The organism is Brevundimonas sp. D3-1P (assembly GCF_055809335.1).
Genome location: NZ_CM147908.1, coordinates 520,380 through 545,601, shown reverse-complemented (window position 1 = coordinate 545,601; position 25,222 = coordinate 520,380). Strand labels below are relative to the sequence as shown.

General features: G+C 69.6%; 25 protein-coding genes, 1 pseudogene and 1 riboswitch. Of the genes and pseudogenes, 14 read left to right on the top strand and 12 right to left on the bottom strand.

The window, feature by feature from the left end; translation table 11 throughout:
• Positions 1-192: 192 nt before the first annotated feature.
• From AC0L6G_RS02740 to AC0L6G_RS02725, 4 genes are all read right to left on the bottom strand, one after another.
• On the bottom strand, positions 193-339 hold the full coding sequence (locus AC0L6G_RS02740; RefSeq protein ID WP_473252824.1) for a hypothetical protein: 147 nt from the start codon (positions 337-339) through the stop codon (positions 193-195).
• A gap of 229 nt (positions 340-568) precedes the next feature.
• On the bottom strand, positions 569-871 hold the full coding sequence (locus AC0L6G_RS02735; protein WP_291540533.1) for a hypothetical protein: 303 nt from the start codon (positions 869-871) through the stop codon (positions 569-571).
• An 8-nt stretch (positions 872-879) separates the two neighbouring features.
• Positions 880-2,169: a citrate/2-methylcitrate synthase gene (locus tag AC0L6G_RS02730; protein WP_473253205.1), complete on the bottom strand. Its 1,290-nt coding sequence runs from the start codon at positions 2,167-2,169 to the stop codon at positions 880-882.
• Between the two features lie 98 nt (positions 2,170-2,267).
• Complete coding sequence (locus tag AC0L6G_RS02725; protein WP_473253273.1) at positions 2,268-2,474, bottom strand: hypothetical protein; 207 nt, start codon at positions 2,472-2,474, stop codon at positions 2,268-2,270.
• Here AC0L6G_RS02725 and AC0L6G_RS02720 point away from each other — a divergent pair.
• Positions 2,457-2,685 (top strand): annotated as a pseudogene (locus AC0L6G_RS02720) (transposase); the annotation flags it as partial. The gene AC0L6G_RS02725 and the pseudogene AC0L6G_RS02720 sit on opposite strands and share 18 nt — an antisense overlap.
• Positions 2,686-2,854: 169 nt before the next feature.
• Here the strand turns inward: AC0L6G_RS02720 and hutI are convergent.
• The 3 genes from hutI to AC0L6G_RS02705 are packed head-to-tail and all read right to left on the bottom strand — an operon-like array spanning position 2,855 to position 6,167.
• On the bottom strand, positions 2,855-4,051 hold the full coding sequence (gene hutI, locus AC0L6G_RS02715; RefSeq protein ID WP_473252822.1) for an imidazolonepropionase: 1,197 nt from the start codon (positions 4,049-4,051) through the stop codon (positions 2,855-2,857).
• Positions 4,048-4,761 (bottom strand): histidine utilization repressor, encoded by a 714-nt coding sequence (gene hutC / locus AC0L6G_RS02710; protein WP_293825164.1) that lies wholly within the window; start codon positions 4,759-4,761, stop codon positions 4,048-4,050. The genes hutI and hutC overlap by 4 nt, the downstream gene beginning before the upstream one ends.
• Complete coding sequence (locus tag AC0L6G_RS02705; protein ID WP_473252821.1) at positions 4,758-6,167, bottom strand: formimidoylglutamate deiminase; 1,410 nt, start codon at positions 6,165-6,167, stop codon at positions 4,758-4,760. The genes hutC and AC0L6G_RS02705 overlap by 4 nt, the downstream gene beginning before the upstream one ends.
• Positions 6,168-6,241: 74 nt before the next feature.
• On the opposite strand from AC0L6G_RS02705, the gene hutG reads away from it, so the two are divergent.
• From hutG to hutH, 3 genes are read left to right on the top strand one after another with little or no spacing between them, the layout of a single operon-like run.
• Positions 6,242-7,063: an N-formylglutamate deformylase gene (gene hutG / locus AC0L6G_RS02700; protein WP_473252820.1), complete on the top strand. Its 822-nt coding sequence runs from the start codon at positions 6,242-6,244 to the stop codon at positions 7,061-7,063.
• Positions 7,060-8,724: a urocanate hydratase gene (hutU, locus tag AC0L6G_RS02695; protein WP_293825170.1), complete on the top strand. Its 1,665-nt coding sequence runs from the start codon at positions 7,060-7,062 to the stop codon at positions 8,722-8,724. The genes hutG and hutU overlap by 4 nt, the downstream gene beginning before the upstream one ends.
• Positions 8,725-8,726: 2 nt before the next feature.
• On the top strand, positions 8,727-10,256 hold the full coding sequence (gene hutH / locus AC0L6G_RS02690) for a histidine ammonia-lyase (protein WP_293825172.1): 1,530 nt from the start codon (positions 8,727-8,729) through the stop codon (positions 10,254-10,256).
• Positions 10,257-10,260: 4 nt separating this feature from the next.
• Here hutH and AC0L6G_RS02685 read toward each other — a convergent pair whose 3' ends face one another.
• From AC0L6G_RS02685 to AC0L6G_RS02675, 3 genes are all read right to left on the bottom strand, one after another.
• Positions 10,261-10,830 carry a manganese efflux pump MntP gene (locus tag AC0L6G_RS02685; protein ID WP_473252819.1) on the bottom strand — a complete coding sequence of 190 codons (570 nt, stop codon included), beginning with the start codon at positions 10,828-10,830 and terminating at the stop codon, positions 10,261-10,263.
• Positions 10,831-10,906: 76 nt separating this feature from the next.
• Positions 10,907-11,002: riboswitch (yybP-ykoY riboswitch) on the bottom strand.
• A 44-nt stretch (positions 11,003-11,046) separates the two neighbouring features.
• A complete protein-coding gene (fni, locus tag AC0L6G_RS02680) occupies positions 11,047-12,078 on the bottom strand; it encodes a type 2 isopentenyl-diphosphate Delta-isomerase (RefSeq protein WP_293825176.1) in 1,032 nt (343 codons plus the stop codon).
• Positions 12,079-12,082: 4 nt separating this feature from the next.
• Complete coding sequence (locus AC0L6G_RS02675; protein ID WP_473252818.1) at positions 12,083-13,966, bottom strand: PPC domain-containing protein; 1,884 nt, start codon at positions 13,964-13,966, stop codon at positions 12,083-12,085.
• Between the two features lie 92 nt (positions 13,967-14,058).
• On the opposite strand from AC0L6G_RS02675, the gene AC0L6G_RS02670 reads away from it, so the two are divergent.
• From AC0L6G_RS02670 to AC0L6G_RS02650, 5 genes are all read left to right on the top strand, one after another.
• Positions 14,059-14,979 carry a bifunctional methylenetetrahydrofolate dehydrogenase/methenyltetrahydrofolate cyclohydrolase gene (locus AC0L6G_RS02670; protein ID WP_293825179.1) on the top strand — a complete coding sequence of 307 codons (921 nt, stop codon included), beginning with the start codon at positions 14,059-14,061 and terminating at the stop codon, positions 14,977-14,979.
• Positions 14,980-15,041: 62 nt separating this feature from the next.
• On the top strand, positions 15,042-15,725 hold the full coding sequence (locus tag AC0L6G_RS02665; protein WP_291538902.1) for a LemA family protein: 684 nt from the start codon (positions 15,042-15,044) through the stop codon (positions 15,723-15,725).
• Entirely contained in the window at positions 15,722-16,546 is an 825-nt protein-coding gene (locus AC0L6G_RS02660) for a TPM domain-containing protein (protein WP_473252817.1), read from the top strand. The genes AC0L6G_RS02665 and AC0L6G_RS02660 overlap by 4 nt, the downstream gene beginning before the upstream one ends.
• On the top strand, positions 16,546-17,223 hold the full coding sequence (locus tag AC0L6G_RS02655; protein ID WP_473252816.1) for a TPM domain-containing protein: 678 nt from the start codon (positions 16,546-16,548) through the stop codon (positions 17,221-17,223). The genes AC0L6G_RS02660 and AC0L6G_RS02655 overlap by 1 nt, the downstream gene beginning before the upstream one ends.
• A gap of 73 nt (positions 17,224-17,296) precedes the next feature.
• The gene (locus tag AC0L6G_RS02650) at positions 17,297-18,034 is read left to right on the top strand and encodes an endonuclease/exonuclease/phosphatase family protein (protein WP_293828734.1); all 738 of its coding nucleotides are present in this window, start codon (positions 17,297-17,299) and stop codon (positions 18,032-18,034) included.
• Here AC0L6G_RS02650 and AC0L6G_RS02645 read toward each other — a convergent pair.
• A complete protein-coding gene (locus AC0L6G_RS02645; protein ID WP_293828735.1) occupies positions 18,019-19,494 on the bottom strand; it encodes a phospholipase D-like domain-containing protein in 1,476 nt (491 codons plus the stop codon). The two genes, AC0L6G_RS02650 and AC0L6G_RS02645, sit on opposite strands and share 16 nt — an antisense overlap.
• Before the next feature lie 172 nt (positions 19,495-19,666).
• On the opposite strand from AC0L6G_RS02645, the gene AC0L6G_RS02640 reads away from it, so the two are divergent.
• The 5 genes from AC0L6G_RS02640 (at position 19,667) to pip (ending at position 24,697) form a co-directional block, all read left to right on the top strand.
• Positions 19,667-19,849 (top strand): hypothetical protein, encoded by a 183-nt coding sequence (locus AC0L6G_RS02640; protein ID WP_473252815.1) that lies wholly within the window; start codon positions 19,667-19,669, stop codon positions 19,847-19,849.
• Between the two features lie 123 nt (positions 19,850-19,972).
• Complete coding sequence (locus AC0L6G_RS02635; RefSeq protein ID WP_473252814.1) at positions 19,973-22,597, top strand: tipN; 2,625 nt, start codon at positions 19,973-19,975, stop codon at positions 22,595-22,597.
• Between the two features lie 72 nt (positions 22,598-22,669).
• Complete coding sequence (locus AC0L6G_RS02630) at positions 22,670-23,290, top strand: C15 family peptidase (protein ID WP_293828090.1); 621 nt, start codon at positions 22,670-22,672, stop codon at positions 23,288-23,290.
• Between the two features lie 43 nt (positions 23,291-23,333).
• A complete protein-coding gene (locus AC0L6G_RS02625; RefSeq protein ID WP_291538892.1) occupies positions 23,334-23,690 on the top strand; it encodes a DUF423 domain-containing protein in 357 nt (118 codons plus the stop codon).
• A 26-nt stretch (positions 23,691-23,716) separates the two neighbouring features.
• A complete protein-coding gene (pip, locus tag AC0L6G_RS02620; RefSeq protein WP_473252813.1) occupies positions 23,717-24,697 on the top strand; it encodes a prolyl aminopeptidase in 981 nt (326 codons plus the stop codon).
• A 48-nt stretch (positions 24,698-24,745) separates the two neighbouring features.
• Here the strand turns inward: pip and AC0L6G_RS02615 are convergent, their stop codons facing one another.
• Complete coding sequence (locus AC0L6G_RS02615) at positions 24,746-25,144, bottom strand: DoxX family protein (protein WP_291538888.1); 399 nt, start codon at positions 25,142-25,144, stop codon at positions 24,746-24,748.
• Between the last annotated feature and the right edge of the window lie 78 nt (positions 25,145-25,222).

Genomic DNA, 25,222 nt, shown 5'->3' with positions numbered 1-25,222 from the left:
CGACGGTGTTGGTAAACGACGGAGACCGCCGCCACGATGGGCGCTTAGGTCGCGACAGTCCGACGACGGTGGCGTAAGCGGCGCTGGCGAGGACGATCCTTAGGCGGAGGCGGCTCCCACCCGGCGACCACCGCTTCGCGGAAGCGTTGACGCACGTTCGACAGCAGGCGGCCGAAAGGCGAAGGGGAGCGATCACCGATGTTCAGTGGGGCGGCCGTGCTGACCATGTTGGACGTGGGTCAGCCACCCCGTCAGTTGGGCGGCATAGAGATCGAGATAAATGCCGATGATGCGCCGGTAGATCATCCGCATGCCGTCCGCCCCGGCGTCCACATACATCTTCGCCCGCTGCCCGGCGGCGTCCGTGCGGGCCCGGCGGCGTCCGTGCGGGCCATGATGACGATGTCGCGGCTGACCTTCTTCGCCGCCGCGACCTTGGCGGCCATGTCCAGGGCGGGACCAGGTTCTTGCCGTTCAGGTGTCCGCATTTCTTGGGAAGGATCTGGTCCTCAAGATGGACGGCACCTGCGCCTGCGTCCTCCGAAGGTGCGGACGATGTGCATGACGTTCAGCACCTCGCCGTAGCCGGTATCGCCATCGACCAACAGCAGGCCCGACGACCGCACGATCTGGCGGATGAAGAAGGCGCGACCTTATCGACGGTGATTACGCCCAGGTCCGGCAGGCCCATCGAGGCCGTCATGGCGGCGCCAGATAGATACAGGCCGTCGAAGCCAGCCTGTTTCGCCTGGATAGCCGCCTGGCCGTTGTAGGCGCCCGGCAGCTGCCAGATGCTGGGCTTGGCCAGGGCGGCGCGGAACCGCTTGCCGGCGGGTTCAAGCGGCAGGTCTTCGGCGACGAGGTAGGGCATGCGGTCTCTCAGGCGTGGGAACGGTCCAGGCCGCGTTCGGCCAAGGGAACGAAGGGCAGCTTCTCCGGTCCGACGTAGTTAGCGGACGGGCGGATGATCTTGTTGTCGATGCGCTGCTCGATGACATGCGCCGCCCAGCCGGAGGTGCGCGAGATCACGAACAGCGGGGTGAACATGGCCGTGGGCACGCCCAGCAGGTGATAGGAGACGGCCGAGAACCAGTCGAGGTTCGGGAACATCTTCTTGGCGTCGGCCATGACGCTCTCGATTCGCTCGGCGATGTCGAACATCTTCATCGAGCCGGCTTCCTCCGACAGGGTGCGGGCCACGCGCTTGATGACCTCGTTCTGGGGGTCGGCGATCGTATAGACCGTGTGACCGAAGCCGATGACCACTTCCTTGGCTTCGACCCGGCGGCGGATGTCGGCCTCAGCTGCGTCCGAGTCGGCGTAGCGCTTCTGGATTTCGAAGCGACCTCGTTGGCCCCGCCGTGCTTGGGGCCGCGCAGGGCGCCGATGGCACCCGCCACGCAAGAATACATGTCCGAACCGGTGCCGGCGATGGTGCGGGCGGTGAAGGTCGAGGCGTTGAACTCGTGCTCGGCGTAGAGGATCAGCGAGGTGTGCATGGCGCGCACATGGCTGTCGCTCGGCGGCTTGCCGTGCAGCAGGTGCAGACGGATGGCGCACTTCGGCCGGCGTCAGGTCCGGCAGCCGGCCGACCAGGCCCAGGAAGCGGTCCTGCTCGGCGGTGGTGATCACGCCCTCGGCGAGATCACGGAACTTGCCGACATACTGGGCGCGCTTGAACGGGCGGGCGCCCAGCGGGTGGGGGTCGGCCACGGCGATCTCGTCCTGGACGACCGAGCCGTCCTCGGAGGTGACGATGATGCGGCCGCCGAAAGCCTTCTCGGCCGGGTCCTTGGAGTGGTAGCGCCGGGTCCACTCCGGGTCTTCCACCGTCGAAATCTTGCGTAACAGGGCGGCGGTCTCGGGACGGCGCGCCCGCTCGGGCGCATAGGAGCGCTCATGGTGCCAGGCACCGTCCTCAAGGGCGACGGCCAGGATGTACATGATGGAGTGGTCCAGCGTTTCGCGGCTGGCCTCGAGGTCCATCTTCTGCGGGTCGTTGGCGCCCGTGCCGATGACGTAGTGGGTGTGGTGGCTGGTATGCAGCACCACGTCCTTCACCTTGTCGAAGCCGCCCGCCTCGCGGATTTTCGGACCGAGGCGGCGGGCCAGATCGATCAGCGCCTGGCTCTGATATTCGGCCGAGTGCTCCTTGGTGTAGGTGTCCAGGATGACGCGCTTGGGCTCGCCCTTCTTGCCCGCTCAGCAGCCAGGCGATGAACCATCCTCGCCTTCTCAGGCCGGGGACGGTGCGCCCTCGCCGCGCATCACGCGGTCCACGGCCTCCACCGCCATCTTGCAGGCGAAGGCCGGGGCGTAGGCCTTCCAAGTCGAGATTTCTCCTTGTGCGACTGGCGCGTGGTGGTGGTGACGTGCAGGGCCTGCTGCACCGCCTGGTAGATGGTTTCGGTCGGCAGGTTCAGAAGCGTGCCGATGCCGGAATGGCAGGAAGCGTTATGGGCCAAGTTCGTCACGGGAGCGCCACGACCACGCACGCCGTCAGAACAGCAATACAGTGATCGCAGGCTTCGCTCGCGACGCTGAGCCGGGAACTTGGGATCAATCCCAAGACGGTGGCGAAGTGGCGCAAGCGGGCGACGGTCGAGGATTTGAAGACCGGGCTGAAGGCCCCTCATCCAACCACCCTGAGCGAGGCCGAGGAGGCGATGATTGTGGCGTTCCATCAGCTACGCACGCACCTCGCCGACTTCATGCCAGCATCACCTTCGCCCGTCGCCTCAAGACACTCAGCGGCCTCACCCCTTACGAATACATCGCAAAAATCTGGACTTCAGAGCCAGACCGATTCATCCTCAATCCTATTAACCAGATGCCGAGACTGAACACCTAACGCCTACCGATAGGTCCGGTGCAGCAGGGGCTTGCCCAGCCAATAGGCCAGTTCGGCCGGCCGAGCGATGTTCCAGACCGCCAGTTCGGCGGCCTTTCCGACTTCCAGGGTTCCGATCCGGTCGAGCAGTGCCAGCGCCCTGGCCGCCTCGCGGGTCGCCCCGGCCAGGGCTTCCTCGGGCGTCAGGCGGAACTGGACGCAGGCCAGGTTCAGGGCCGCGGTCATCGAGGCGACGGGCGAGGTGCCGGGGTTGCAGTCGGTGGCGACGGCCATCCTGACCCCATGGCGGCGCAGCAGGTCGATGGGCGGGGCCTGGGTCTCCCGCAGCATCAGAAAGGCGCCGGGCAGCAGGACGGCGACCACGCCAGCGGCGGCCATGGCGGCCACGCCGTCTTCGGTCGCGTGTTCGATGTGATCGGCCGACAGGGCGCGATAGCGCGCCGCCAGGGCCGCCCCGCCGCCGTTCGACAACTGGTCGGCGTGCAGCTTGACCGGCAGGCCAAGCCCGCGCGCCTTTTCGAACAGGCGAGACACTTCTTGGATCGAAAAGGCGATGGGCTCGCAATAGGCGTCGACCGCGTCCGCCAGCCCCTCGGCATGGGCGGCCGGCAGCATGTCGTCGACGGCCAGGTCGACATAGGCGGCGCGGTCCTCGCGATGCTCCGGCGGCACGGCGTGCAGGCCCAGATAGCTGGTGCGGACCCGCACCTCGCCCTCGCGTCCGATACGGCGGGCGACGCGCAGCATCTTCAGCTCCGTCTCGCGGTCCAGCCCATAGCCTGACTTGATCTCTACGGTGGTGATGCCAGTCGCCTTCAACCCTTCCAGCCGGCTCATGGCCGACGCGAACAGATCGTCCTCGGACGCCGCCCGCGTGGCCTTGACGGAGGAGACGATGCCGCCGCCCGCCCGGGCGATCTGTTCATAGGTCGCGCCGCCCAGACGCTGTTCGAACTCGCCAGAACGGTCCCCGCCGAACACCAGATGGGTGTGACAGTCCACCAGGCCCGGCGTGATCCAGCGCCCATCCAGCCGCTCCGTCTCGACCGCCTGCACGGGCGGCAGATCGGCGCGCGGGCCGATCCAGGCGATTCGGCCGTCCGCGATGACCACAGCAGCGTCTGGGATCGCGCCGTAGGGCCCCGCGCCCTCGATCATGGTCGCGACATGACAGTCGATCAGCAGGCGGTCGGCCTTCATATGCGGATGTCCTTCGTGTGGCCGGGCGAGAAGCGGGCGACCAGATCGTAGCGGTCGCCGGGAAAGGTCTGCCACACCCGCGTCACCCCCTGCCCGTCCTTCCAGGTCCGGCGTTCGACGCACAGGCAGGCGGCGCCAGGCTTCAGCCCCAGCAGGCGGGCGGCGGCGACGTCGGCCTCGATGGCGGAAATCCGGTTTTCCGCCTCGGTCCAGGGTTCTGCGGTCAGCAACCAGCTTCCGGGCGCAAGCCGTTGAAAATCCACGCTGGCCGCCTGGGGCGCGGCCTTCAGGGCAATCAGGCGGCGTTCCAGGGCCAGGCGCGCGCCGTCCGCCCTGTGCAGACAGGTCAGGTCCAACAGCCGCCCGCCAGCCGCCAGTTCGGCCTCGTCCGCATCCCTGGGTTCGCGTTCGGTCTGGTTCAGCAGGGCGTAGCCATAGGTCTGCCCCCGCGCGGCGACTTCAGCCTGCAGGTCGGGGATGGCCAGGACGGCCGCATGGGCCTTTGGCTGGGCGACGAAGGTGCCGGCGCGGCGCCGGCGCGTGACCAGTCCCCGCCCCGCCAGTTCGGAGATGGCCTTGGACACCGTCATGCGCGAACAGCCATAGGCGTCGGTCAACTGATGTTCGAACGGGATGCGGTCGCCCGGTGAAAGATCGCCGGACAGGATGCGCCGCTCCAGATCGGCGTAGATTCGCTGATGCAGGGTCATGCCGCCGGCCCGTCCAGAATCCGGGCCAGGGCCTGACGATAGCGGGCCTCGATGGCCTCCCGGGCGACGTGGCGCCCCGCCGTCACCACCTCGCGGCCGGCGCGCCAGACCGACCGCACGGCTCCTCGCGGCGCGCCGAAGATCCAGCTGTCCAGCACCGCGTCGCCCCCGCGCCCGGCGAAGGCGATCCCCTCGACATCCAGCGCAACGATGTCGGCCGGCGCGCCCGGCGCCAGACCCGCCTGCGCCCCGCCCGCCTGAGCGCCCCCGGCCAGGGCGCGCGCGTACAGGGCGCGGCCGGTCGAACGCTGGGCGTCAGCCATCACCGCCCGGCCACGGAGCGTAAGCCGCTGACTGTATTCCAGCATCCTCAGCTCCTCCGCCACGCCGATCTGGACGTTGGAATCCGTGCCGATCCCGAACCGGCCCCCGGCGCGAGCGAAGTCCGCCGCCGGAAAGACCCCGTCGCCCAGATTGGCCTCGGTGATCGGACACAGGCCGACGACGGCCTGGCGGTCGACGATCCCGCCCCATTCCGCCGGCGTCACATGGGTCGAATGGATCAGGCACCAACGGGCGTCGACCGGCGCATGCTCCAACAGCCATTCCACCGGCCGCGCGCCCGACCAGGCCAGGCAGTCCTCGACCTCCCTGATCTGCTCGGCCACATGGATGTGGATCGGGCCGTCGCCCGCCAGGTCCGGCATCGCCGTCAGTTCGTCGGGCGCGACGGCGCGCAGGCTGTGGGGCGCGACGCCGACGACCGCATCGGCCAGCCCGGCGGTCAGGTCGCGGCATCGCCCGACCAGTTTGGCGAACCCATCCAGATCGGTGACGAAGCGCCGCTGGCCGTGACTGGGCGGCTGACCGCCGAAACCGGCGTGGGCGTAGAAGACCGGCAGCAAGGTCAGGCCGATCCCCGTGGCCTGGGCGGCCGCGACGATCCGCCCCGCGATCTCGGCGACATCGCCATAGCGCGCGCCCGACGGGTCGTTGTGCAGATAGTGGAACTCGCAAACGCGGGTGAAGCCGCCCTCCAGCATCTCCATGAAGGCCAGGGCGGTGATGGCCTCGATCTCGTCCGGCCCGCCCCGATCCAGGAAGCGGTACATCAGGGCGCGCCAGGTCCAAAAGTCGTCGTCGCCCCCGCTCTGGCCGCCCCCGCCTGGCCCCCGCGCCTCGGTCAGCCCCGCCATCGCCCGCTGAAACGCATGGCTGTGCAGGTTGGTCATGCCCGGCAGGGCGACCCCGCCGCCGACGTCCGACGCGGCGCGCGCCATGCCGGTTTCGAGCGTCGCGATCCGGCCTTTCGCCACACCGATCCTGACGTCGCGCGCCCAGCCGTCCGGCAGCAGGGCGGCCTGGAACCAGAGGTTGCGATCCACAGGCTGCGTCTGAAGGGTCACTGGACAGGTCCGCGTCGTTGCGATCAATATGTCTAGACATACCACGACAGACGGATTTGGCGAGGGAGGCCGAGATGACCGCAGACTGGCTGACCGTCCACGAAGGTTCGGCGCCTCTGGTGATCGGCCTGCCGCACACCGGAACCGACATCCCGCCCGAAATCGAGGCGCGCATGACCTCGCCCTGGCTGGCGCGCAAGGACGCCGACTGGTGGGTGGACCGGCTCTACGACTTCGCCGTCGACCTGGGCGCGACCCTGGTGCGAACGTCCGTCTCGCGCAGCGTCATCGACGTGAACCGCGACCCGTCCGGGGTCTCCCTCTATCCCGGCCTGACGACGACGGGCCTATGCCCGACCGAGGCCTTCGACGGCGAACCCCTGTATCTTGCCGGCCAGGAACCGGACGCGGCCGAGATCGCCTGGCGGCGAGAAACCTGGTTCGATCCCTATCATGCCGCCCTGCGGGCGCAGATCGACCGACTTCGGCGCCAGGGCCCGGTCGTCCTCTACGACGCCCATTCGATCCGCTCGGTCGTGCCGCGCCTGTTCGACGGCGAACTGCCCCAGTTCAACATCGGCGACAACGACGGCGCGACCTGCGCCCCCGAACTGACGCAAGGCGTCGAGGCCGCCTGCGCCGTCAGCGGCTCCAGCCTGGTGGTCAACGGTCGCTTCAAGGGCGGCTGGACCACGCGCCATTACGGACGGCCGACCGATGGCGTGCACGCCATCCAGATTGAGCTGGCGGACCGGGGCTATATCCTGGACCCCGCCGGGCCGGTGTCGCCCGACAATTGGCCCAGCCCCTACGAACCCGAACGGGCGGCGACGATGCGGGGCCATCTGCGCCGTGTGCTGGACGCCTGCATCGCCTTTGCGGAAAGCCAAAGATGAACACGCCCAACGCCCGCACCGTCCGCAGCCCGCGCGGGCCGGAGATGACCGCCAAGACCTGGGCCGCCGAGGCCGCCCTGCGTATGCTGATGAACAATCTGGACCCCGAGGTCGCCGAGCGGCCTCAGGACCTGGTCGTCTATGGCGGCGTCGGCAAGGCGGCGCGCGACTGGGCCGCCTTCGACCGGATCGTCGAGACCCTGCGCGCGCTGGAAGCCGACGAGACCCTGCTGGTCCAGTCGGGCAAGCCGGTCGGCGTCTTCCGCACCCACGCCGATGCGCCGCGCGTCCTGATCGCCAACTCCAACCTGGTGCCGAAGTGGGCGACCTGGGAGCATTTCGGCGAACTCGATCGCAAGGGGCTGATGATGTACGGCCAGATGACGGCCGGCTCGTGGATCTACATCGGCACCCAGGGCATCGTTCAGGGCACCTACGAGACCTTCATGGAGGCCGGCCGCCAGCATCATGGCGGCGACTGGTCCGGCAAGTGGATCCTGACCGCCGGCCTGGGCGGAATGGGCGGCGCCCAGACCCTGGCCGCGACCATGGCCGGCGCCTCGTGCCTGGCCGTCGAATGCCAACGCAGCCGCATCGAGATGCGGCTGAAGACCCGCTACCTCGACATGATGGCCGAAACGCTGGACGAGGCCCTGGCCCTGATCGAAGACGCGAACACGGCCGGAAAGCCCATATCCGTCGGCCTGTTGGGCAATGCAGCCGATGTCCTGCCTGAACTGGTCAAGCGCGGCGCGCGCCCCGACCTGGTGACAGACCAGACCAGCGCCCACGATCTGGTCAACGGCTATCTGCCGTCCGGCTGGACCGTGGCCGAATGGGAGGACCGGCGGATCAGCGACCCGGCCGCCGTCGCGGCGGCTGCGCGCAAATCCATCGTCGCCCACGTCCAGGCCATGCTGGATTTCCAGGCGGCGGGCGCGCCGGTGGTCGATTATGGCAACAACATCCGCCAGGTCGCCTACGACGAAGGGGTGGCGAACGCCTTCGACTTCCCCGGCTTCGTGCCCACCTATATCCGCCCGCTGTTCTGTCGCGGGATCGGGCCGTTCCGCTGGGCGTCCCTGACCGGCGATCCCGAAGACATCCGCAAGACCGATGCGGCGATGAAGCGTCTGTTCCCCGACAACGCCGGCCTGCATCGCTGGCTGGACATGGCGGGGCAGCGGATCGCCTTCCAGGGCCTGCCCGCCCGCATCTGCTGGATCGGCCTGGGCGACCGTCATCGCGCGGGGCTGATGTTCAACGACATGGTGGCCTCGGGCGAACTGTCCGGCCCCATCGTCATCGGCCGCGACCATCTGGACAGCGGCTCGGTGGCCAGTCCGAACCGCGAGACGGAGGCGATGATGGACGGCTCGGACGCCGTCAGCGACTGGCCCCTGCTGAACGCCCTGCTGAACACGGCCTCGGGCGCATCGTGGGTGTCGCTGCATCACGGCGGCGGGGTCGGCATGGGCTATTCCCAGCATTCGGGGGTCGTCATCGTCGCGGACGGCACGCCCGAGGCGGCCCGGCGGCTGGAGCGCGTGCTGTGGAACGACCCCGCGACCGGGGTCATGCGCCATGCCGACGCCGGCTATGAGATCGCCCGCGCCGCCGCCCGCGAACACGCCCTGAACCTGCCCAGCCTGAAGGCCTGAAGATGACCGCTCTGATCCTCGGCGACGCGCCGCTGACGCTGGCCCAGTTGCGCGCCGTGCTGGATGGTCCGGTGACGGTCTCGATCACGGCCGACGCCTGGGCCGATGTCGAAAAGGGCGCGGCCACGGTCGCCGCCATCGTGGTGGAAGGCCGCACCGTCTATGGGGTGAACACCGGCTTCGGCCTGTTGGCCAACACCAGCATCGCCCCGCAGGACCTTGAAACGCTTCAGAAGAATCTGGTGCTCAGCCATGCCTGCGGCGTCGGCCCCCTGTTGCCGGACGCCGTGACCCGCCTGCTGATGGTGCTGAAGATCGCCAGTCTGTCGCGCGGCGCCTCGGGCATTCGGCGCGAGACGCTGGAGGCGCTGGTCGCCTTGGTCGATGCGGATGTCCTGCCCTGCATTCCCTCCAAGGGGTCGGTGGGCGCCTCGGGCGACCTGGCGCCCCTAGCCCATATGAGCAGCGTCCTGATCGGCGTGGGCGAGGCGCGCGTGGGCGGCGAGACGCTGGAGGCCGAGGCGGCCCTGGCCCGCGCGGGCCTGACGCCGCTGACGCTGGGCCCCAAGGAAGGCCTGGCCCTGCTGAACGGCACCCAGTGTTCGACGGCGCTGGCTCTGGCGGGCCTGTTCGCGGCGGAAGCCGTCTTCGCCGCCGCCCTCGCCGCCGGCGCCCTGTCGGTCGATGCGCTGAAGGGCTCGGACGCTCCGTTCGATCCGCGCATCCACGCCCTGCGTGGCCAGCCGGGTCAGATCGCCGTCGCGGCCGCCTTGCGCGACCTGATCCGCGGTTCGGCCATTCGCGACAGCCACCGCGACGATTGCGCCAAGGTGCAGGACCCCTATTCCCTGCGCTGCCAGCCCCAGGTCATGGGCGCGGTGCTGGACGTGCTGAAGACCGCCGCCGCCACGCTGGAGCGCGAGGCCAACGCCGTCACCGACAATCCGCTGGTCTTCATCGAGGACGGAGACGTGATCTCGGGCGGAAACTTCCATGCCGAACCCGTCGCCTTCGCAGCCGATCAGATCGCCATGGCCCTGTGCGAGATCGGCAACATCTCCGAGCGGCGCACCGCCATCCTGGTCGATCCGAAGATGAGCGAACTGCCGGCCTTCCTGGTCCGGGAAAGCGGCCTGAACTCCGGCTTCATGATCGCCCAGGTGACGGCCGCCGCCCTGATCGCCGAAAACCGCATGGTCGCCCATCCGTGCAGCGTGGACACGGTGCCGACCAGCGCCAATCAGGAAGACCATGTCTCGATGGCCACCCACGGCGCGCGTCGTCTGCTGGACATGGCCGAGAATGCGGCGACCGTGGTCGGCATCGAACTACTGGCGGCGGCGCAAGGGATCGAGTTCCATCGTCCCCTGACCAGTTCGCCCGCCTTGGAGCAGGTCTTCGCCATCGTGCGCGAAGCCGCCGCCCCCTACGCCAGCGACCATTACTTCGCCCCCGACATCGCCCGCGCCACGGACGGGGTGCGGGCCGGTCGATACAGAGCCTTCGCCGCCGACCTGCTGCCGTCGGCCTGAGCGATCAGCCCAGCACGCCCAGGTGCTCCAGCAGGATCGTCGTGCCCAGAACGATCAGGGCGACGCCGCCCACGATCTCGGCCGCCTTGCCGAACTTCAGGCCCACCGCCCGCCCGATCAGCATTCCGACCGTGGTCAGGACGAAGGTGGTGAAGCCGATCGAGGCGGCGACGACCCAGATATTGGCCCCGATGAAGGCCAGACCCACGCCCACGGCCGCCGCGTCGATGCTGGTGCCGATGGCGGTGGCGACCAGGGCCCAGAGGCCTGAGCGACGGGGCGCCGTCTCGTCGTCCGCCTCGCGCGGCTTGGCGCCTTCCCAGATCATCTTTCCGCCCACCGCCAGCAACAGGGTGAAGGCGATCCAGTGGTCGATCCGCTCGACCAGGCCGGCGGCGATGACGCCCAGCCCCCAGCCGATCAGGGGCGTGATGGCCTCGATCACGCCGAACACCAGCCCGGCCTTGACCGCGTCCTTGACCGCTGGTCGATGCGAGGCCCCGCGTCCCACGGCGGCCGCGAAGGCGTCCGTGGACATGCTGAGGGACAGAATGGCGATGGCTCCCGGGGTCATGCGAAACCGACTCGACCGGGCAAGCGACAGCGGTCCCACGCCGGCCGGTGCGGCGGTGAAACGCGCTGGTCTCGCTAGGCGGTGGTTCCGCTGATCGCGCCACGCGCCGCAGCGCGAGTGTGTTGACGCGATCCCGACGATGCGACGCCGGAAGCTACTCCCCAACAGGAGGCGGCGCTTTACACACGCCTCGGCGGACTTGGCAACCGCCCGATCTCAGTCCAGCGGCCGCAGGGCCGCCCGACGAAGCGCCGCAAGATTGGCCGAGTTGGTGCAGAAACAGACGGTTCGCAGCTGGCGCATCGTCTGCTGAAAATGTTTGACGACCGCCTCGGTCGAGGCGACGGCGGCGGGCAGAACGCCTGTCGCCTGCCCCACGATGTCGGCGCCAAGCCGAATCGCCTTGGCGACATCCAAGCCGTCGCGGACGCCGCCGGAGCCGATGACCACCGCCTCCGGGCAGGCGCGGCGCACGTCGACCAGGGCCTGGGCGGTCGGCATGCCCCAGTCGGCGAAGGCGGCGGCATGGGCTGCATCGGCGGAATCGACGGCGCGCGCGCCCTCGATCAGGGCCCAATTGGCGCCGCCGGCCCCGGCCACGTCCACCGCCGCCGCACCCATGTCGATCAGCCGCCGCGCCGTGCGCCCCGACAGGCCGGCGCCCGTTTCCTTGACCACCACGGGCGCGCCTAGCTTCAGGATCAACGCCTCCAGCGCGGCCCCCACGCCCCACCAGTCGCGATCGCCTTCGGCCTGGCAGGCCTCCTGCAACGGGTTCAGGTGAACCACCAGGGCGTCGGCGTCGATCATGTCCATCGCGCGTCGCGCCTCGTCCAGGCCGAAGCCGCGCGTCAACTGGGCCGCGCCGATGTTGGACAGGATGACCGTGTCGGGCGCGCGGCGGCGCAGGGTCCGGTCCAGCCCGACCGACGCCCCGCCCTCCACCGCCGCCCGCTGGGAGCCGACGGCCAGGGCGATCCCCAGGTGCTGGGCCGCCTCGGCCAGGCGGGCGTTGATCGCCTCGGCCCGCGCCGGACCGCCGGTCATGGCGCTGATCAGCAAGGGAGCCTTCAATCGCCGCCCCAGGAAGTCGGCGCCCAGGTCGATCTTGTCGTGATCCAGGTCCGGCAGGGCCTCGTGGACGAAATGCACCCTGTCGAATCCGGCGTCGCGCGCATGGCGACCGCGCCCTGCCAGGACGACGTCCAGATGCTGATCCTTGCGATCGGGCGGGACAGGCGCGCTCATCGCCCTATTCGGAGGACGGCTGGCCGCGCCCTTCGGCGCTGCGGGCGCCCGTCGCCGGCTGGCGTTCGACGGCCAGGGCGTAGGCGCCCGTCTGGTTCGGCCCATAGGCGCGGGCGCGCACCACATACCAGCCGTCGTCCGGGGCGGTCCAATCCAGCTTGGCGTGCGCGTCCGACAGGCTGTCGTCGTCGGTGGCCAGGCTGGCGAAATCGCCGTCATCGTCCAGACGGCCCAGGTCGATGAAGGAATCGAAAGCGTTCGACACCATCGTCAGCCGCAGCTTCTCGTCCTTCTTGGCCTGGAACCGATAGGCGTCGAAATAGGCTCCCTCGTCGGTCAGGGCCGAGGTTGACTTCAGCTCGCCGCGCACGGTCGCGCCGACCAACAGGCTGCCCGGCTTGGGCTCCGGGCCGCGATCCGACAGTTCGAACGAGTACAGCCCCTTTTCCTCGGCGCTCAGCGGCATGGCGCGAACGACGTATTCGCCATCGTCCGGCAGGGTGAAGGTCAGGCGCGAATCGGTGCCCTCGGCCAGGCCGTCGTCGTCGCTGGCCAGGGCCTCGAAGTCGCCTTCCGCCCTGCCGATCTCCAGATAGGCGTCGAAATCGCCGGAACGCAGGACGGCCTGCACTCGCTGCCCCTTGGCGCCCGTGAAGGCGTAGGCGTGATAGCGTTTACCGTCGTCGGCCTGGGGACCGTCGTCGGTGATCTCGCCCTCGATCGTCTGGCCGAAGGTCGTCGCCGTGGGTGCAGGCGGCGCGGCCGTCTCGCTCAGTTTCAACGTGTAATCGCCCTCGGCGTCGTCGCTGAAGCCGCGCGCCTCGATCACATAGTCGCCGTCGGCGTCCAGGGTGCGGGCGATGCGCGAATCCGTGCCCGACCCCGCCCCGTCGTCATCCTGCGCCAGCACCGTTCCATCCGACGCGCGGCGCAGCGTCAGATAGGTGTCGAAATCGCCGGACTTCATCTCGATGGCCACGCGCTGCCCGGTCGTTCCGGCGAAACGATAGGTGTCGGCCCGCTGGCCCTCGTCATTGGTCGCGCTGTCGTCGCCCAGTTCGCCCTTCACCTCGTCGCCGACGGCGATGGGCTTGGACGGCGGCGCCGGCGGCGCTTCGCTCAGACTCACCTCGTAACGGCCCATGCGATCATCCACGCTGGTCGCGCGAACGATGTATTCGCCTGCCGAGGGAGCCGTGAAGGTCAGGCGCGCATTCAGCCCGCCGCCCGGCTCGTCGTCATTATCGCCCAACTCGACGAAATCCGTCCCGTTCATTCGCCCGACGCGCACCAGCGGATCGAAGGCGTCGGAATTCAGCGTGACCACGAACCGCTCACCCGCACCGGCGCGGAAGGCGAAGGCGTCATAAGGCCCCCCTTCGTCCTGTTCGGGATCGCGGGACGTCAGTTCGCCCGTCTGGGTCTGGCCCAAACGAAGAGCCCCGGGTCGCGGCGCGCGGGGCGGGCGCGGACGCTCCTGCAGCGAAAGCTGGTAGTCGCCGCCGTCCAGTCCGCTCAGGGTGCGCGCCCTCAGGATATAGACGCCGTCGCGTTCCGGCGTGAACCGCAGCCGCGCGTTCGTGCCGTCGCCCTGACTGTCGTCGTCCTCCGCCAGAGCCTCGCCCATCGCTCCTTCTGCGTAGATCGCCAGATAGGCGTCGAAGGCTTCGGATCGCAGAACCGCCTCCAGCCGCTGGCCCGCCCGGGCCTGGAGGCGGTAATCGTCATAGCGATACTCGTCATCCGCCGCCTTGGCGTCCTCGTCCGTCAGGGCGCCGTTGACGCTGACGCCGATGCGAAGCGCCGCCGCATCCTGGGCCAGGGCCGGGCCGACCGCTCCCATCAGGGCGACCATGCTGACCGCGGCGGCGAGAGACGGACCGTTCATGAATTCCTCCAGCTTTTGGCCGGGATCATAGACGCCGAACCGCAGCGGCTGTAAATCGCCGCCATCCTGATTTCCCGCCAGACGGAGCCGCCATGTCGGTCCAGACCCCGCCCGCGACCCTGATCGACGGCAAGGCCTTCTCGGCGACCCTGGTCCAGCGCGTCGCCGATGCGGTCCAGCGGCTGGAGGCCTCGCATGGGGTCAAGCCCGGCCTGGCCGTGGTGATCGTCGGCGAAGACCCCGCCAGCCAGATCTATGTCCGCAACAAGGGCGAGACGACCCTGCGCGCGGGCATGCGGTCCGACACCCACCGACTGGCCGAAACCACCAGCCAGGCCGAGCTGCTGGCCCTGATCGCCCAACTGAATGCGGATGCGGGCATCCACGGCATCCTGGTGCAACTGCCCCTGCCCGCCCACATCGACGCGACCGTGGTCCTCGACGCCATCGACCCGGACAAGGACGTGGACGGCTTTCACGTGGTCAACGCCGGGCGGCTGGCCGTGGGCCTGCCGAGGCTGGTTCCCTGCACCCCCTTGGGCTGTCTGATGCTGCTGAAGGATCAGTTGGGCGACCTGACCGGCTTGAACGCCGTGGTGGTGGGGCGGTCCAACATCGTGGGCAAGCCGATGGCGCAACTGCTGCTGGGCGAAAGCTGCACCGTCACCATCGCCCATTCGCGGACCCGCGACCTGCCCGCCGTCTGCCGCGGCGCCGACATCCTAGTGGCGGCGGTCGGTCGTCCCGAGATGATCCAGGCGGACTGGATCAAGCCCGGCGCCACCGTGATCGACGTGGGCATCAACCGCGTCCCCTCGGCCGATCCGGTCAAGGCGGCCCAGGGCAAGACCCGCGTCGTCGGCGACGTGGCCAAGGCGGCTGCGGATGTGGCGGGCCGCATCACCCCTGTTCCGGGCGGCGTGGGTCCGATGACCATCGCCTGTCTGCTGGCCAACACCTATTCGGCGGCCTGCCGCATCAACAATATCCAACCGGAGCCATTGGACGCTTGATGCATTCCTGCGTCGGGTCGATATTCGACCCAAACGGCGATCGTCGCCGACAGGGAGATGTCATGGTTCGCCTCAACGCTCGCGCGCTCGCCGTCACGGCCGCCCTGCTGATCACGCCGGCGGCGGCCGGTTGCGGCTACAACACCATTCCGACCAAGCAGGAGCGCGCCGAGGCCGCCTGGGCCGATGTCCAGAGCCAATATCAACGCCGGGCCGATCTGGTGCCCAACCTGGTCGCCACCGTCCAGGGCGCGGCCATCCAGGAACGCACCACCCTGACGGACGTCATCAACGCGCGCGCCCGCGCCACGTCGGTCAACGTCTCGGCCGACGACCTGGACAATCCCCAGGCCTTCCAGCAGTACCAGGAGGCCCAGGGCCAGCTGTCCGGCGCACTGTCGCGCCTGTTGGTCACGGTCGAGGCCTATCCTCAGCTTCAGGCCAACCAGAATTTCCTGACCCTGCAGTCGCAGCTGGAGGGCACGGAAAACCGCATCCAAATCGCGCGCCGCGACTATAACGAGGCCGTTCGCGACTATAACACCACCCTGCGCACCTTCCCGCAGGTGATCTGGGCCAAGACCCTGCATGGCGGGTCCAAGCCGATGCAACTGTTCACCGCCACGGCGGAAGCCCAGTCGGCGCCCCAGGTGAACTTCAACCTGAACGCCCCGCCGTCCAACGCCTCGGCGCCGGGCGGCGGCGCGCCCGCAGTCGCGCCCGGTTCGACCCCGCCGGCCCAGTGACACGCCTCTCCGCGCCGGCGCGACGTCCGACGGGCGTCGCCGCCTGGCTGATCGGTCTGGTGGTCGTCCTGCTGTTCGCCGTCCCGGCGCTGGCGCAGTCGAAGATCGCCTTTCCGCCCCTGACCGGCCGCGTGGTCGATCAGGCCGGCCTGCTCGATCCAGCGACGGAACAGGCCCTGACGGAGAAACTGACGGCGCTGGAGGCCGCGACCAGCGACCAGCTGGTCGTCGTCACCGTCAGCAGCCTTCAGGACCAGGAGATCGAGGATTACGGCTATCAGCTGGGGCGCGCCTGGGGCATCGGGCAAAAGGAAAACGACAACGGGGCCCTGCTGATCGTCGCGCCCAACGAGCAAAAGGTGCGTGTCGAGGTCGGCTATGGGTTGGAGCCGATTCTGACCGACGCCTTTTCGTCCCAGGTGATCCGCAATGACATCCTGCCCTCCTTCCGCGAAGGGGACTACAGCACCGGGGTGGTCAAGGGCGTCGACGCCCTGATCGCTCGGCTGTCCCTCGACCCGGCCGAGGCCCAGGCCCGCGCCCAGGCGGTCGCGGAACAGCAGGCGGACCGCACGGGCGGCTCCATCGCCCCGCTGATCATCGTCGGCGTCATCTTCCTGATCATCTTCCTGCTGGCCGCGCGCGCCGGCCGCGGACGCCGCAGCGGCGTCGGCTCGGTCCTGCTGTGGGCGGCGTCCGAGGCGCTGAGAAACTCCGGGCGAGGCGGCGGCGGTTGGGGCGGGGGCGGCGGATTCGGCGGCGGCGGATTCAGCGGCGGCGGCGGCGGCTTCGGCGGCGGCGGCGCATCGGGAGGATGGTGATGCAGATCACAGACAGCGACCGCGCCCGCATCGCCGAGGCCATTTCGACGGCCGAACGACAGACCTCGGGCGAAATCTTCTGCGTCGTCTCGGGGCGCGTCTCGGCCTATATGGACGTCAGCCTGGCCTGGGCGGCGGGCGCGGCGCTTCTGGCGCCCATCGTCTTCACACCCTTCGTGCTCGACTGGCGCTGGCCCGGCGGCGGCTGGGAAGCGGCCCATCAGGCGGCGGCGGGCGCGACCACGGCCCAGGCCCTGGCCCTCTACGCCCTGATCCAGGCGGCGGTCTTCGTCGGCGTCTTCCTGCTGACCCGCATCCCCGCCGTCCGTCGCCTGGCCACCCCGGCCGGCGTTCGGCGCGGACGGGTGCGAGAAGCGGCCCTGCAGCAGTTCCTGGCCCATGGCGTTCATGTGACGCGCGAACGCACAGGCGTCCTGATCTTCGCGGCCCTGGACGAACACCAGGTCGAACTGATCGCCGACGAGGCCATCCACGCCAAGGTCGACGAAAAGGCCTGGGCCCAGGCCGTCGACGCCCTGACCCGCGAACTGCGCGCCGACCGCCCGGTGGAAGGCTTTTCCGCCGCCGTGGCCCTGTGCGGCCAGATCCTGGCCCGGCACTTCCCGCCGCGCCCGGACAATCCCAACGAACTGCCGGATCATCTGATCTTGCTGTGAATCGTCGCATCGGGGTCGCATTCAGGGGCCAGAAGGCCTAGCCCACGGTCGAAGCCAGACGACAGCCCCCTTCATGCCCCGCCTACTCACCTACAATGTCCACCGCTGCGTCGGCACAGACCGCCGCCTCGACGTGGATCGCATCGTCGCCGTCATCGGCGAATACGAACCCGACATCGTCTGTCTGCAGGAGCTGGATGTCGGCCGCCTGCGCACCAACGGCGTCGATCAGGCGCGCGCCATCGCCGACGGCCTGGCCATGACCTCGCGTTTTCATCCGGCGATGCAGATCGAGGCCGAACTGTATGGCGACGCCATCCTGACCGCCCATCCCGAGCGGCTGATCCGCGCCGACAGCCTGCCCACCGTCAACGGCGTCCCGGGGCTGGAGCCGCGCGGCGCCATCTGGTCCGAAATCCAGGTCGACGGCGTGGCCCTGAACGTCTTCAACACCCACCTGGGCCTGGTGCCGAAGGAACAGCGCCTTCAGGCCGCCGCCCTGTCCGGGCCGGGTTGGCTGGGCGGCTGCGTCGGCCCGGCGCTGCTGGCGGGCGACTTCAACGCCACTTCCATCACCCGCCCCTACCAGACCCTGTGCCGCAACCTTCAGGACTGTCAGCGGCAACTGGGCCTGAAGCCCAGCGTCAAGACCTTCCCCTCGGCCTTCCCCGCCATTCGCATCGACCACTGTTTCGTCAGCCCCCACATCCGGGTGCGCGCCGTGCGTTCGGCCTTTTCGCCCTTGGCGCGGGTGGCGTCGGACCACCTACCGCTGATCGTCGATTTCGAGGTGGTTCAGCCCGGCGCCTGACCGCCCTCCGACGCCGGGCGCGTGCGGTGCGAGCGGTTCAGGCGCTTCCAGGGCCGCCAGGCGTCGGTCGAAGAGGTGGGATCGCCCAGCTGCCATTCCGCGAACATCCGCTGGATGCGCGTCGGCGGATCGGACCCCAGAGGCTTCAGCCGGTCGGTGTCGAAGCTGCAGATCGCCTGGCCGACAGAGCCGAACACCGCCTCGACCGCCGCGTAGTCCTCGGTCGCGACGCCCAGCCAGTGGGCGATGGTGCGGCGGCGGTGGGCGGCGATGACGGCGCGTCCCGCCTCGTCCGTCGGCTCGGCGGCGATGTCGCACTCGGTGTCCAGGCCCATCGAGCGGTTGTTCAGATTGGTCGAGCCGATCCTCAGCAGCCGGTCGTCGATGATCGACATCTTGGCGTGAACGATGATCCGGTCGCCCTCCTCGGTCAGGGGCGCGAAGGCGAAGAAGCGGTTGTATCTGTCGGCCTGCTCCAGCCGATACAGCACCTCGGCGCGGGCCGTGTCCATCGTCAGGCTGTCGAACCAGCTGGGGCTCTTGGCGGTGGACACGACGATGACCTGCGGCCCGTCCGGCTCGGCCAGCCGCTCGGCCAGGGCCGCGGCGATCACCGGCGAGGTGAAATACTGGTTTTCGAAGTAGATCAGCCGCTTCGCGCGGCGAATGGACTCCAGGTGCAGGGCTTCGTTTTCGCGCACCTCGTGCCGGCCGGCCCATTTCGGCTCGGTCCGGGCGATGCCGACAGGCACGTCGGTCATCTGCACGGGAACGCCGTCCGGCCAGGGATCGCCGTCCACCGCGTCGGGGATGGTCCGCTCCCAGGTCGCCTTGAACCAGCGTTCGCGCGCCAGTTCGCCCAGCGCCTGCGCCGCCGGACCGTCCATCACGGCCATCACCTCATGGCGGGCCTTGCAGATGACGCCGCTGGGCAGGGCGCGGCGCGGATCGCCGTCCAGATGCTCGTCGGAGTCCCAGCGATCGGTCGAGATGTCGCCCCCTCCGCAAAAGGCCAGCTTGTCGTCGATTACGATCACCTTCTGGTGATGGCAGGCGCCGAGGGGACCGGGCGAGTCCAGCCGGAACTCCACCATCCGCTTGCGAAACCAGCGCTGCGCCCGATGGGGATAGAAGCCCTGCGACGCCGCGATCAGCAGCGGCGATTTCCAGATCAGCAGCCTCACGTCCAGATCGGGCTTCTTCTTGACCAGCATCCGCAGTTGCCGGCCGATCTCGGCGCTCTTGTCGCCCGGCCGCGTCTCGGGATCCAGATGGGTGCGCGGATCGAACTGCCAGCCCAGCACCACGATGGAGCGTTCGGCCTTTTGAATGGCCGAGGCCAGGGCGTCGAAATAGGCTTCGTTCTCCATCAGCACGGAAAACCGATGGGCGACGGCCGAGGTCCACAGCCCCGGACCCGGCTCCAGCAAACTGCCGTCGTAACTGTCGCCTTGCCCCATGCAACCCCTCTGCCTGATTCGCGTGACACGGTGTCGGAGCGCCCTGATCCTCCGTTTCACGCGCATGGCGCCGGGTCAATCGTTGACGGCGCGAGGCCTTTGGGCGGGATTGTGACGTTCGCCGATTTGGCGCATAAGGTCCAAGGCCGTTCCGGCCGCGAGGGAGGGTGGAATGCAGGCGCTGGTCGAACTGATCGCCGGCTTCATCGCGCTGCTGGCCGCCGCCGTCCTGGCGCAGTTCGGCGTCGATACCCACACGCCGAATCATTCCGACCGCGAGGTTCGCCGCGTCGCCGAATGCCGCGACAGCGCTCCCTCCTCCGCCGTCCTGATCGAGACCAGGCGCGGCTGCTGATTCTGCGCCGCCGCTTTCGGATCGACGGCTTCGGCGCGGCGGCAGGTTCCGTCCGGCTCTTTCCTGTTCTAGGGTCTGTCGGGCGCCGTCGGACGCCAGCCTAGAGATCGAGTTTTTGAGCTGATGAAGTCTCCCAAACGGCCGCCGCTGAAGCTGACCGACGACGAGGTCGTCGCCCCCGTCGATGCGTCGTCCGTCGCGGAGACGCCGGCGATGGACGCCCCGCCCGAGCCGGAGCCTTTGACCGACCCCGATTTGGAGATCGTCCAGCCCGTCTTCGAGCGCCCGATGTCCGAGCGCCGCCGTCGGCGCCTGCTGGAGGAGCAGCGCCTCGCCGAAGAGCGCGCCGCCGAGGCCGAACGCCCCGCCGCCCCGCCGGAACTGACGGCCGAGCCCGTGCCGGAATCGACGGCCGACGTCGAAATGGCCGTGGCGGCCGGCAAACCGCCCGCCCCGTTCGAACTGTCCTCGCCGCCCGCCGTCAAGCCGGTCGCCGTCGCCCGATCGGGCGAGGCCTCGGGCCGCCACGCCTATCTGATCGCCGGCGTCGCCTCCGCCCTGTGGATCGGGGGCGTCGCCTCCTGGGCCGCCTATGAGTTCGGGGCCGGCGGCGCCGAACTGGACCCGCTGCGGATCGCCATCTACGGCCTGATCGCCCTGGCGCCGGCCGGACTGGCCATCATGCTGGCCCATGCGGTGCGTCAGGGCGCCGGCCTGGCCGCCGAAACCCGCCGCGCCCGCCAGCTGGCCGAGGCGCTGGTCGCCCCCACCGCCCTGGCGGCCCAGCAGACCGGCGAGGTGCTGCAGTCCCTGCGGTCCGACATCGACCACGCCGCCCTGGCCGCCGAACGGGCGCGCCGCGACATGGCCCTGTTGCGCGAGGCCTTGTCCGAAGAGACCGCCCGGCTGAACGAGGCCGCCGACAATGCGGGCCGCACAGCCCGCCGCCTGGCCGAGAACCTGGGGCGCGAGCGCGACCAGATGCAGACCCTGGGCCTTCACCTGGACGCCCAGGCTTCGGGCGTCGTCGATGCGGTCGAGCGCCAGTCCCGCATGGTCGCCGACGCCTCCGACCTGGCCCAGGCCCAGTTGCGCGAGGCCGAGGCGGCCCTGGCCGCCCGCGCCGCCGACCTTGCCGCCGCCGCCGGAGAGGCCCAGGACGCCGCCCGCGTCGCCGCCGACGACCTGGCCCGCCAGACCATTCGGCTGGAGAACGCCGGCACGGGCGTCGCCGAACAGATACAGTCTGTCGAGGAAGGCCTGGGCCAGCAGCGCGCCGCCCTCGTCACCGCCGCCTATGCGCTGCGCACCGACCAGGAGGACTTCTCCGCCCAGGTCGAAAGCCAGCGGGCCCAGCTGATCGAACATCTGTCGGCCACCCGCACGGCCGCCGGCGACCTGGACCGCGCGGCCCAGACCTCGGTCGACAGCATGCGCGATCTGGTCGAGGCCGCCGCCGATCAGTTCCGCGCCCTGGTGGACATGTCCCAGCGCGAGGCCGACGGGTTCGATTCCGCAACCAAGGTCGCCCTGGACCGCTTCGAGGCCCTGGCCGCCGAGGCGCGCGACGCCCTGATGGAAGAGACCCGCCGCGCCCTGGAGCAGATGCGCGCCACGGCCGAGGATTCGCGCGCCGCCGCCGCCGACGCCGCCGAACAGGCCCGTCTGCGCGCAGACCGCCTGGGCGAAACCCTGTTCGAGGCCGCGCAGAAGGCCGACAACGCCGCCGACGCCCGCATCGAGGACGCCCGCCGCATCGTCAGCGAGACTTCCGGCCTGGTGGAGGAGGCCGGCGAACGGATGGTCGACCGGCTGGAGACGCTGGTCGGCCGGCTCAATGAAGCGCTCTCCGAAATCGACGCCGCCGTCCACGACATCGACGCGCGCGCCGCCCGCCTGCCGCAGGAAGCCCGCGCGCGCGCCGAGGCCGTGCGCGCCACGGTCGAGGACGGCCTGGCCTCGCTTTCCGCCGCCTCGCGCAAGGCCGCCGAGGACACCGAGGCGCTGGACCTGGGCTTTCAGGAACGTGTGCGACGCAACTACGACATGCTGACCGAAGCGGTGCGGCTGATGGGGGTGGTGTCCGGCGACGCCTCGCCCGCCCGCCGCCGCGATCCGTCGCTCGACGCCGACCGTCCGGAGCCCCGGCCCGAAGCCCGCGCCGAAGCGCGGTCCGCGCGCATGGCCGCGGCGCCTCCAGCCGAGGACCGCAAGTTCGGCCTTCGCAGCCGCCTGCGTCTGGAGCCGACCGAGACGACGCGCCCGACCGCCGACGACCGCCTGGACTGGAGCGACCTGGCGGCCAGGGACGCGCCGGACGAAACGCCGCTGGACCTGGACACCCCCGCCCCCTCGCCCGTCGCCCCCTCGCCCGCCCTGGCGCCAGCCGAGGCCGAAGCCCTGTCCGAGCGTGTCGCGGCCGCCATCCGCCGCATGGGCGTCGATCCCAACGCCCTGCTGCCCCGCTCGCGGGTGGAGGAGGCGGCGCGCGCCATCGGCAAGGGCGATCCTGACGGCGCCCGCCAGATCGTGCGCCGCGTGGCGCCCGCCGCCGTCCGCAGCGTCTCCCGCCGCGTGCTCAGCGACGCCGAACTGCGCGGCGACGCCGAACGCTATGTCCGCCATTTCGCCGGGAACCTGGCGGCATCTGCCCGGGCGGGCGACACGGCGGCGGTGCAGTCCAGCCTGGCGTCCGACGCCGGGCGCGCCTTCATGCTGCTGGACGCCGCCGTCGGCGATCTGGGTTAAGGGACGACGGGACTTGACGATGCGCTCGAGTTGCCGCCTCCTGCACGTCACCGAACTGTCATGGACATGGCGATGGCCGGCACGATGAACGAGATCGACGGCCCGAAGGGGAACGACGCCCCGAACGGCGACCGCCGCCCCGGCATCATCATCTGCGCCTATGAGGGCGAGGACGCGGGCTGGGACCTGGTCGAGGATCTATCGGGTGAAATCTGGAGCCCGGCCGGCGCCCGCGCCGTGCCCATCGCCGGAAACGACCCCGACGCCCTGGCCACGACCCTGGCCGCGCGCCTGGGCAGCGGCGATTGCCGCGCCGTGCTTCTGGTCGGGCGCACGCGCAAGGGCCAAGGTTTCCGCGTCCAGATGCGGGCCGAGAACCGCACCTTGGACCACAAGCACCGCCTGTCCGACACCGGCCCCGGCGTCGCCCGCGCCACGGCGCCGGTCGCCGACATCCTGCGCGCCCTGACCGCCGCCGGTCTCCAGGCCGACGCCTCGTCCGAGGCGGAGGCGGACGCCGGCTCATATCTGCTTTACCGCGTGCTGGCCGATCTGCCGGACGGACCGCTGACGCCCTCCATCGGCCTGCTGCGCGCGCCGGCCCCGGCCAACGAAGCCGCCGTCCGCAAGGGGATCAAGGCCGCCGCCTCCGCCATGGCCAGCCATCTGGCGCCCCTGCCTCGCTCCAACTGATCCGGCGAAAGACATTGCGTCCGCCACGGTCTAGGTTCGCGCAATGAGCATGAGTCGCAAACTGATCCTCTTCGCCGCCTTGAACGGCGCCATGGCGGTTTCCGTCGGGGCCTTCGCCGCCCACGGCGCCGGACCTCAGATCAGGACCCTGCTGACCACCGGCGCCCAGTATCAGTTGATCCACGCCGTTCTGGCAGTCGCCGCCTGCCGATGGGGGGCGGGCGGACGGCTGGCGACCCTGGCCGGCTGGCTGGCGGCGGCGGGCGGGCTGATCTTCTGCCTCTCCCTTTTGCTGATCGCCTTTCTGGGCGCGCCCGCGTTCGGCGCCGTCGCCCCCGTCGGCGGCGTGCTGATGATCGCCGGCTGGCTGTGCCTGGCCCTGGCCGCCCTTCGTTCCTGATCGCTCTTTAGAGAGAGACCATCTTCATGGCCTTCCCCCCGCCCGCCGATCCGCGTCGCGCGCTTTATCCCGAGATCGAGGCCTACGCCTCGGGTTGGATGCCGACCGAGGGCGTGCATGAAATCTATTACGAGGAATCGGGCAATCCGCAGGGCGTGCCGGTGGTCGTCCTGCATGGCGGCCCCGGCGGAGCGGTGAACCCCGGCATGCGGCGGTTCTTCGACCCGGCCGTCTATCGCATCATCATGTTCGATCAGCGCGGTTGCGGCCTGTCGCGGCCCCACGCCTCGCTGGAAGACAACACCACCTGGACCCTGATCGACGACATCGAACGGCTGCGCGTCCTGTGCGGCGTGGACAGATGGGTGGTGTTCGGCGGATCGTGGGGATCGACCCTGTCGATGACCTACGCCATCACCCACCCGGACCGGGTCGAGGCCCTGGTGCTGCGAGGCATCTTTCTGCTGACCAAGAAGGAATTGCACTGGTTCTATCAGGACGGCGCCTCGATGATCTTCCCCGACGCCTGGGAGCGTTTCCTAGCGCCGATCCCCGAAGCCGAGCGCGGCGACCTGATGGCCGCCTATTACAAACGCCTGATCGGGGACGACGTCGCCGAACGCGAGCGCTGCGCCGTCGCCTGGTCCAGTTGGGAGGGCGAGACCGTCAGCGTCGTAGGCCCCGACGCCCGCCCCGAGAAGTTCGCCGAGCCGGATTTCGCCGTCGCCTTCGCCCGGATCGAGAACTGGTTCTTCACCAACGGCGGCTTCTTCGAGGAGGACGGCTGGATTCTGAAGAACGTCGACCGTATGCGCCACATTCCCTGCTGGATCGCGCAAGGCCGGTTCGACGTGGTCACGCCGATTTCCGGCGCCTGGGCCCTGCACCGCGCCTGGCCCGAGGCGCACCTGGACATCGTGCCCGACGCCGGTCACGCCTCGTCCGAGCCGGGGATCGTCGACAGTCTGGTGCGCGCCACCGACTGGGCCGCGACCGTTCGGTCGTGACCGTCAGGAAGGTCGCCGCGCCCTGCGGCGGCCCTTGTCATCGCGGTTTCAGAACCGCCTGGCGCTCCGGTTGTCCAGGCTCCACGCGCCGGGACCGGCCGTGAAGATATAGAGAAAGACGAAGCAGAACAGGATGGCCGCGTCCCCCCCGTTCACGGCCGGATAGGGGCTTTGCGGGAAGTGGAACATCCAATAGGCCACCGCCATCTGGCCGGAGGCGATGAAGGCCGCCGGGCGGGTGAACAGGCCCAGCACCAGCAGTATCCCGGTCGTCAATTCGATCACCCCGCCGACGCCGAACAAGGTGAACAGGGCCTGCTGGCCCGGTTCGGCGCCCGCCGGAAAGCCGAACAGCTTGACCAGGCCATGGGCCAGGAACAGCAGGCCGGCGACGATACGAAGCGCCGCCAGGGCTCGGGGCGACCAGGCGCTTGCTTGGTTGAACATTGTCTTCCCTTACCTTCTGAGCGCTCGCGCGCGATGGGGTCTTCACGGCCGGACCGGGGTTCGGCCGTGAAGCTTGAG

What these genes read in the sequence shown, in the direction of transcription:
- AC0L6G_RS02615 (WP_291538888.1), bottom strand. Translation starts at nt 25,144, where the DNA reads ATGTTCAACCAAGCAAGCGCCTGGTCGCCCCGAGCCCTGGCGGCGCTT.
- pip (WP_473252813.1), top strand. Translation starts at nt 23,717, where the DNA reads ATGGCCTTCCCCCCGCCCGCCGATCCGCGTCGCGCGCTTTATCCCGAG.
- AC0L6G_RS02635 (WP_473252814.1), top strand. Translation starts at nt 19,973, where the DNA reads ATGAAGTCTCCCAAACGGCCGCCGCTGAAGCTGACCGACGACGAGGTC.
- AC0L6G_RS02640 (WP_473252815.1), top strand. Translation starts at nt 19,667, where the DNA reads ATGCAGGCGCTGGTCGAACTGATCGCCGGCTTCATCGCGCTGCTGGCC.
- AC0L6G_RS02685 (WP_473252819.1), bottom strand. Translation starts at nt 10,830, where the DNA reads ATGACCCCGGGAGCCATCGCCATTCTGTCCCTCAGCATGTCCACGGAC.
- AC0L6G_RS02630 (WP_293828090.1), top strand. Translation starts at nt 22,670, where the DNA reads ATGGCCGGCACGATGAACGAGATCGACGGCCCGAAGGGGAACGACGCC.
- hutG (WP_473252820.1), top strand. Translation starts at nt 6,242, where the DNA reads ATGACCGCAGACTGGCTGACCGTCCACGAAGGTTCGGCGCCTCTGGTG.
- AC0L6G_RS02675 (WP_473252818.1), bottom strand. Translation starts at nt 13,966, where the DNA reads ATGAACGGTCCGTCTCTCGCCGCCGCGGTCAGCATGGTCGCCCTGATG.
- AC0L6G_RS02645 (WP_293828735.1), bottom strand. Translation starts at nt 19,494, where the DNA reads ATGGGGCAAGGCGACAGTTACGACGGCAGTTTGCTGGAGCCGGGTCCG.
- AC0L6G_RS02650 (WP_293828734.1), top strand. Translation starts at nt 17,297, where the DNA reads ATGCCCCGCCTACTCACCTACAATGTCCACCGCTGCGTCGGCACAGAC.
- AC0L6G_RS02735 (WP_291540533.1), bottom strand. Translation starts at nt 871, where the DNA reads ATGCCCTACCTCGTCGCCGAAGACCTGCCGCTTGAACCCGCCGGCAAG.
- hutI (WP_473252822.1), bottom strand. Translation starts at nt 4,051, where the DNA reads ATGAAGGCCGACCGCCTGCTGATCGACTGTCATGTCGCGACCATGATC.
- AC0L6G_RS02670 (WP_293825179.1), top strand. Translation starts at nt 14,059, where the DNA reads ATGTCGGTCCAGACCCCGCCCGCGACCCTGATCGACGGCAAGGCCTTC.
- AC0L6G_RS02740 (WP_473252824.1), bottom strand. Translation starts at nt 339, where the DNA reads ATGTATGTGGACGCCGGGGCGGACGGCATGCGGATGATCTACCGGCGC.
- AC0L6G_RS02625 (WP_291538892.1), top strand. Translation starts at nt 23,334, where the DNA reads ATGAGCATGAGTCGCAAACTGATCCTCTTCGCCGCCTTGAACGGCGCC.
- fni (WP_293825176.1), bottom strand. Translation starts at nt 12,078, where the DNA reads ATGAGCGCGCCTGTCCCGCCCGATCGCAAGGATCAGCATCTGGACGTC.
- hutU (WP_293825170.1), top strand. Translation starts at nt 7,060, where the DNA reads ATGAACACGCCCAACGCCCGCACCGTCCGCAGCCCGCGCGGGCCGGAG.
- hutC (WP_293825164.1), bottom strand. Translation starts at nt 4,761, where the DNA reads ATGACCCTGCATCAGCGAATCTACGCCGATCTGGAGCGGCGCATCCTG.
- AC0L6G_RS02665 (WP_291538902.1), top strand. Translation starts at nt 15,042, where the DNA reads ATGGTTCGCCTCAACGCTCGCGCGCTCGCCGTCACGGCCGCCCTGCTG.
- hutH (WP_293825172.1), top strand. Translation starts at nt 8,727, where the DNA reads ATGACCGCTCTGATCCTCGGCGACGCGCCGCTGACGCTGGCCCAGTTG.
- AC0L6G_RS02655 (WP_473252816.1), top strand. Translation starts at nt 16,546, where the DNA reads ATGCAGATCACAGACAGCGACCGCGCCCGCATCGCCGAGGCCATTTCG.